Origin of the sequence: uncultured Meiothermus sp. (assembly GCF_937863175.1) — a bacterium.
Taxonomy (GTDB): Bacteria; Deinococcota; Deinococci; order Deinococcales; family Thermaceae; genus Meiothermus.
The window spans coordinates 1-5630 of record NZ_CALMCQ010000237.1 but is presented as its reverse complement, the minus strand read 5'-3'; the positions used below and the strand labels follow the sequence as shown (position 1 = coordinate 5630).

At 60.3% G+C, this 5630-nt stretch carries 6 protein-coding genes; 1 reads left to right on the top strand and 5 read right to left on the bottom strand.

Features of this window, described 5'->3' with window-relative positions; all coding sequences use genetic code 11:
- The 4 genes from Q0288_RS09050 to Q0288_RS09035 all read right to left on the bottom strand — a co-directional run.
- Positions 1-991 (bottom strand): hypothetical protein (locus Q0288_RS09050; protein WP_299429620.1); only part of this gene is annotated, 991 nt, incomplete at its 3' end.
- A gap of 10 nt (positions 992-1001) precedes the next feature.
- Positions 1002-1682: a hypothetical protein gene (locus tag Q0288_RS09045; protein WP_299429618.1), complete on the bottom strand. Its 681-nt coding sequence runs from the start codon at positions 1680-1682 to the stop codon at positions 1002-1004.
- A gap of 28 nt (positions 1683-1710) precedes the next feature.
- Positions 1711-1914: a hypothetical protein gene (locus Q0288_RS09040; protein WP_299429616.1), complete on the bottom strand. Its 204-nt coding sequence runs from the start codon at positions 1912-1914 to the stop codon at positions 1711-1713.
- A gap of 82 nt (positions 1915-1996) precedes the next feature.
- The gene (locus tag Q0288_RS09035; RefSeq protein ID WP_299429614.1) at positions 1997-3763 is read right to left on the bottom strand and encodes a M3 family oligoendopeptidase; all 1767 of its coding nucleotides are present in this window, start codon (positions 3761-3763) and stop codon (positions 1997-1999) included.
- A gap of 231 nt (positions 3764-3994) precedes the next feature.
- Here Q0288_RS09035 and Q0288_RS09030 point away from each other — a divergent pair, with 231 nt between their 5' ends.
- Complete coding sequence (locus tag Q0288_RS09030; protein WP_299429612.1) at positions 3995-4399, top strand: thioesterase family protein; 405 nt, start codon at positions 3995-3997, stop codon at positions 4397-4399.
- 138 nt (positions 4400-4537) lie between these two features.
- Here the strand turns inward: Q0288_RS09030 and Q0288_RS09025 are convergent.
- A partial coding sequence (locus Q0288_RS09025; RefSeq protein ID WP_299429610.1) for a S41 family peptidase occupies positions 4538-5630 on the bottom strand: 1093 nt, incomplete at its 5' end.

Below are 5630 nucleotides of genomic sequence, written 5' to 3'. Positions count from 1 at the left end.
CTTCCTCTTTTTGGGGGTGGCTCTGGTCTTCCAGAACCAGATCGCCATTGAGCACCTCGAGGTGCAGGTGGGCCTTGCCTTCGCCGACCGCACCCGACGCCCTGCTCCCCCGCTGCTCAAAGTTGCCTCTGGGGTCAAGTTGGCCGTTCAATAAGCTGCCCTCGACCTTCACCGAGCCATCCCAAAAGACAATGTGGGCGTCGCCGTTTAGAACCGAGATGTGGTGCTCTCCGTCGGTCAAGCGCAGCTCGGCCTTCAGGTCGCCGGATACCTCCAGATCAACCCCTCCCACGTCTTGGAGGGTGGCGTCGCCGGCCCGTACCGAACCCCGTACATAGGGCAGACCCTGGGCCAGCAAATCCCCCTGGATAACTTCACAGGCCAGCCCCCAGCCCTCGGGAACCCGGATCACCGGATCCTGGCCGTACTCAAAGGCGTAGTCCCAGTGGATGTCCATCTCCGTTACCCTGGCAGAACCTCTACCTGTGCGCCTGCCGCCCTTGGTCTCGGAGGAAATTAACAAGTCCTGACCGCTCTGCTCCACCCGCACGTCGCCTGAGATGCTGGGCTTTTCCAGCCTGGAGTCGAGGCCAACCTCGAGGTCGCCGTGCATCCACTCGACCTTGAGCCAGCGCAGGTGGCTGGGATAGGAAACCGTGACAGCCTCGCCCGCTCCCTCGGTTTGGCGGAATTCCCTGGCCACCCGACGCCCGATCCCCTCGGCTTCCAGGCCCACCCGGCGGCCAATCTCTTCTGCGCGGACACCGAGCTGGCGGGCAGCCTCGGTTAGCCGCTCCAGCCTCCGACGGCCCCGACCCCAGTCCTGGGGTGGTTCGGGCGGACTCGAGGGAATCGGCAGCGCGGTTGGGGTGAAGCCAGAGCCTCGGCGGGGGGCTTCCACTTCGGCCAGAGCTTCTAGCAGCATGGCAGCCTCATCGGGGGTAATTTTGCCGCCTTCCACAAGTTTGAGGATGCGGGTACGTTCGTTCATGGTAGCTCCTTCAGTCCATCCAGGGAAAACCATCGGGATTGGCCTTAGCGCGTTCGAACAGCAAATCGTCGTTGTGGGGAAGAATTTTGTGCAGGAAGGGGAAGTCGCCAGGGCGCACCTTCAAGCGGGCCAGCGGCCTTACCGGGAACGGATTGGCCCAGTGATGGGTATGTACCCGCACCACGCCTCGCTGGATGGGGTCTTCTTCCTCGAATCCCTGGCGCGGCAACACATACACCACCCCTTCACGCCAGGGCCGCCGGGACAAAATATGGTCGGTCACGGAGAAAAAGTAGAAAGGCCCGGTGGTTTGGCCTGTAGGCAGTTCCAGTCGGATGGCGGCATTGGAGATGGTCATGGGGTAGTGTTCACGGTCTATCACCGCAAAAAACATGGCCCAGATACCATCGCTGGCCGCATAAACCGCCTTGCGGTTGCCAAACTTGCCCAGGTCGTTGGACTGGCGCGGTTCAAAGCAGGCAATCCGGGGGTCGCCGGTGCCATGCAACAGGTGGCCTTTATGGTCGGCCAACCAGCACAAGAACTGCCAGGCCGGAACCGGCAGCTTTTTGCGAATCCAGTCACCCTGGCCGGGAGCTACTGCCTGGGCATAGAGCGCCTCGAGGCGCTCTTGGGTCGCTTCATCCAGCGCCAGGGTGGGCCGGGGCAACCAGTAGGCAGGCAGTTGCATAGGTCAGGCTCCTCAGTTTCGTTTGGGCTTAAGCCCCGTGCAGGCGCTTGCTGGAGCGGGAGAAGCCGGGGGTCGGCTCCAAAGCCTCGGCCCAGGCCCGAAGCTGCTGGGCGATACGGCGGCGGAAGGAGTGTCTGGGTAGATGACGCTGCTGATCGGCTTCCCGGAGATAGGTAGTCATCCTGTCTTTGATTGCGGCTGTCAATTCTTCCTGGTTGAAGTGTCCGAACATGACCGACCTCCCTGGTTATTACTATAAACCAGAGTTTTATATTTTGTCAATATTCAGTTTCTATTCTACTAAGTTTAGTTTTTTAAATCCTGGTAACGGCTTTCTCGAAACCCTCGATTCTCTCGACCAGAACAGTAATGCCGCCTTGCCAGAACCCCTCCGATTCCAGGTTGAAACCAAACCGCGCCGCCAACTGCTCAGCCGGATAAGTGCCCACCGAGGCCAGCAACTGGTCGTATTTGGCAACAAACCCTTCCCCTTCTTCCCGGTATTGCTTGTATAGCGCAAGGCCAAACAATAGCCCAAAGGCATAGGGAAAATTGTAGTAGTTGGTTCCATAGTAATGCCCCTTCACTGCCCACATATAAGGATGATAGGTGGCCAGAGCATCGCCGTAGGTTTGGGCCTGGGCTTCTAGCATGAGCTGGCAGAACTCCTCTGCCGAAAGTTCCCGCTCCCGGCGCCTGGCAAACACTGCTTGCTCAAACAAGAGGCGCGAGTGAATGTCCACCATAACCTGTCCCGCACTTTGCAGGCCGCCCTCGAGAACCCCCAGCTGGTCGGCAGGTGACAGTACCCTCAGGGCCGCCTCCCCTATGACCGTCTCGTTCATGATGGAGGCTGTCTCGGCCAGGGTCATGGGTTCCTGGCGCAACAGGTAGGGCATCTCCCGCAAGCAGTGGTTGTGGTAAGCATGGCCGAGCTCGTGGGCCAGGGTGGAAATGGATTCAAAGCTGTCCTCATGGTTGAGCAGGATGCGGGAACGTCCCTGCCCTACCGGGGTGCAGTAAGCCCCTCCCACCTTGCCTTTGCGCGGCGGGGCATCCATCCAGCGCTGGGCATAGGCCCGTTGGGCCAGTTCGGCATCGGCCTGGGAAAAGCCTGCCAGATGCTCAATAATAAACTGCCGTCCTTGCTCCCAGTCCCACTTCCTGGGGCTGTTACCGGGCAGCACCACCGGGGCGAACAAGTCCCACCAGTCGAGCTTTTCCTTGCCCAGCGCCCTGGCTTTGGCAGCAAAGTAGCGCCGCCAGTAGGGCAGGCTATCCACCATAACCTTCTGCATGGCGCCCAGGGTCTTGTGACTGATGCGGTTTTCGAATAGGGCCGGGGCCAGGTCGTCCACCCAGCCGCGTTTGCGATTGAGGGTAGATATCTCGCCCTTGTAGCCATTGAGGGCCGCTGCCAGAGCGACTTCATTGGCCTTCCAGGCCTGCATCTCGGCCTGGTAGGCGGCCTGGCGCACCGCCTCGTCGGGGTTCATGGCCAGGTTGCGCACCACCGTAATGGGCAGCACTTCCCCGCCCACCACGGCACTGATCTGGCTGGTAAGGTGGGCATGCAGCTTGACCCAGGCCCGTCCCCCCGATAGCGAGAGTTCGGAAGCCAGAATTTCTTCGGGTTCAGACATCATGTGCTGGACCTGGATCTTCGCCTCGTCAATCAGAATCCGATAGTCTCCGGCCTGCACTGCCTCGGGATCCAGCTGAGATAGCCAGCGCGTAAGCCGAGGGCGCAGCTTCTGGTACTCGAGGTACATCAGCTCGAGCTCCGAAAGCCTGGCCTGGGCGGCCATATCGCTGCTATCGGCGTCTACCCGCATCAACACATAGGCATACAGTGGCCCCAGCGTCTCGCCAAAAGTGTTAAGCTGATTCACCATGGCCCAAAAAGTATTCTGGTCGGTGGAAGCCCCCTCCTGACCGAGGCGATGCGCCCGCATAAACCCCTGCAGATCGCTCAATTGTTGCGCAACCACTTTCCAGGTGTTCTTGAACAGGTCGGACTCCAGACCAGGGAACAAGGAGTCCAGATCCCAGGTGGGGAGTTCGGGAGTAGCCTGGCTCATACCCCCTGAGTATAGGGTGATAGCTGGAAAAAAGCGCCATGAAGGTCGAAGGTCAAGCCCCAGAGGCTGCCAGCCCTGGGCTCCCGACCCAGGACTGCCACGATTAAGCTGCACCACGGTACGTTTGGCCGATGGGTGGGGTGGCTTTGGGCCAGTACATGCGGTCTATCCTGGAACCCCTACCCTCTGGGGTAGGCGGTGAAAAAGCGCAACCGCGATAGAATCCGGTGGATGAGCTTTCCCCTATGCGTCCCCATCGAAGTGCGTTTCAGCGATCTGGACACCCTCAAACACGTCAACAACGCGGTTTACCTAACCTACGACGAAATTGCCAGAGGCCACTACCTGCGGCGTGTGGGGGCAACCATTGATGGCGGAAATTTCGTGATGGCCAGGGCCGAAGTGGACTACCTCCAGCCCATCCTGTTTGCCCAGCAGGTGGAAATCGCCCTTCGCATCGAAAGCGTCGGCAACAAGAGTTTTCGCACCCTGAGCGAAATCCGGGCCAATGACCAGCTGGCGGCCCGGATCAGGGTGGTGGTGGTCTGGCTGGAAGACAGCAGACCTGCACGGGTACCCGACTGGTTGCGAGAGGCTATCAGGGCTTTCGAGACCGAGCCCGTTGAGGGCCTGTAATTTGGCTGATGATCGCCAGGCCATAGCCTGATAGCCCCCCGAGGTCTGTACCAGGGTACCGGTCACCAGACTCTGATCACTAATACTGCTTCGGCTTCTGGCTTCAGACCCTCGCTGGTGGGGAGAGGTTTTGCAGTTTTACTCAACCCCCACCCTGACCCCAACCAGTAGCTCGAGGGCCTTTTCCAGCATCGCATCGCGGCCCTCGGCCAGGGCCTGCCAGTCGTCGGAAAAGCTTACACTGGGAGTCACCCGGTCGGGGTAAAAACTGCCGTCGCGGCGCTGGGCTTTAGAAGTAGTTACCTGCAAGCCCGAACCATCGCTCAGGCGCAGAAATCTGGTTGCGGTGTTGCCCACTCCGGCAGTTGGCAGTCCAATTACCTTAGCCTGGCGGCCTTCCTGTAAGTCGAAGGTGAAGTATTCGGCACACGAAGCAGTACGCTCGTTGACCAGCACCACCACCGGGGCCGTCCAGTGAGCAGCCTGCACTGTGAATTGTGGATGATCCCGGCCCCCGTAGCGGAGGTAGTAGTAACCTGCCCTGAACCCTTGCTCGCTCGAGCGCAGATTGTCCTGCAAGCGCCGATAGGTCTCCTCTACAAAGGCACCGGCTCCCACCAGGCATTCGCTCAGCTGTCCTCCCCCGTTGTTGCGCAGATCCACCACCATGGCTCTGGCTCCGGCGGCCTGGGCCTGGCGCACCAGCTCGTGAACACGCGGCCCCACCTGCTGAAAACCACTGAAAGAGGGAATGCGCAGCACCGCCACCCCGTCCGGACGCAGACTAAGGGAGGGAAGCTGACGCAACGAAATGACTCGAGGGCGCACCTGCAACTCGAAGCGCTGCTGGGTCCGCTGGATGGTTAGACTGAGCAGTTCTCCACCCGCCAGGCGATCTCGTAGAAAGCTGCTGCGCTCCGCCTCGGTCTGGGGCAGGGGCACGCCGTTTACTGCCAGAATGCGGTCACCTCGGCGCAAACCGGCTTCCTCGGCTGGGGTCTCGGCGCTAACCTCCACCACCAGCAAACCTTCCAAGCCTGGTACGACCTGGAGTTGTACGCCAAGCTGTGGGCCGCTGCTACTGGTTCCGGCCAGCCGGCGCTGTATCTCGGCGTAATCTTCAGGGGTGAAATAGCGGGTGTGCCGATCGCCAATTTTGGCAATGAGCGAATGAATCAAGGGAAGCGCCTTGTTGGTGGGACAGGCCACCTCCTGGGCGCAAATTTTCTCG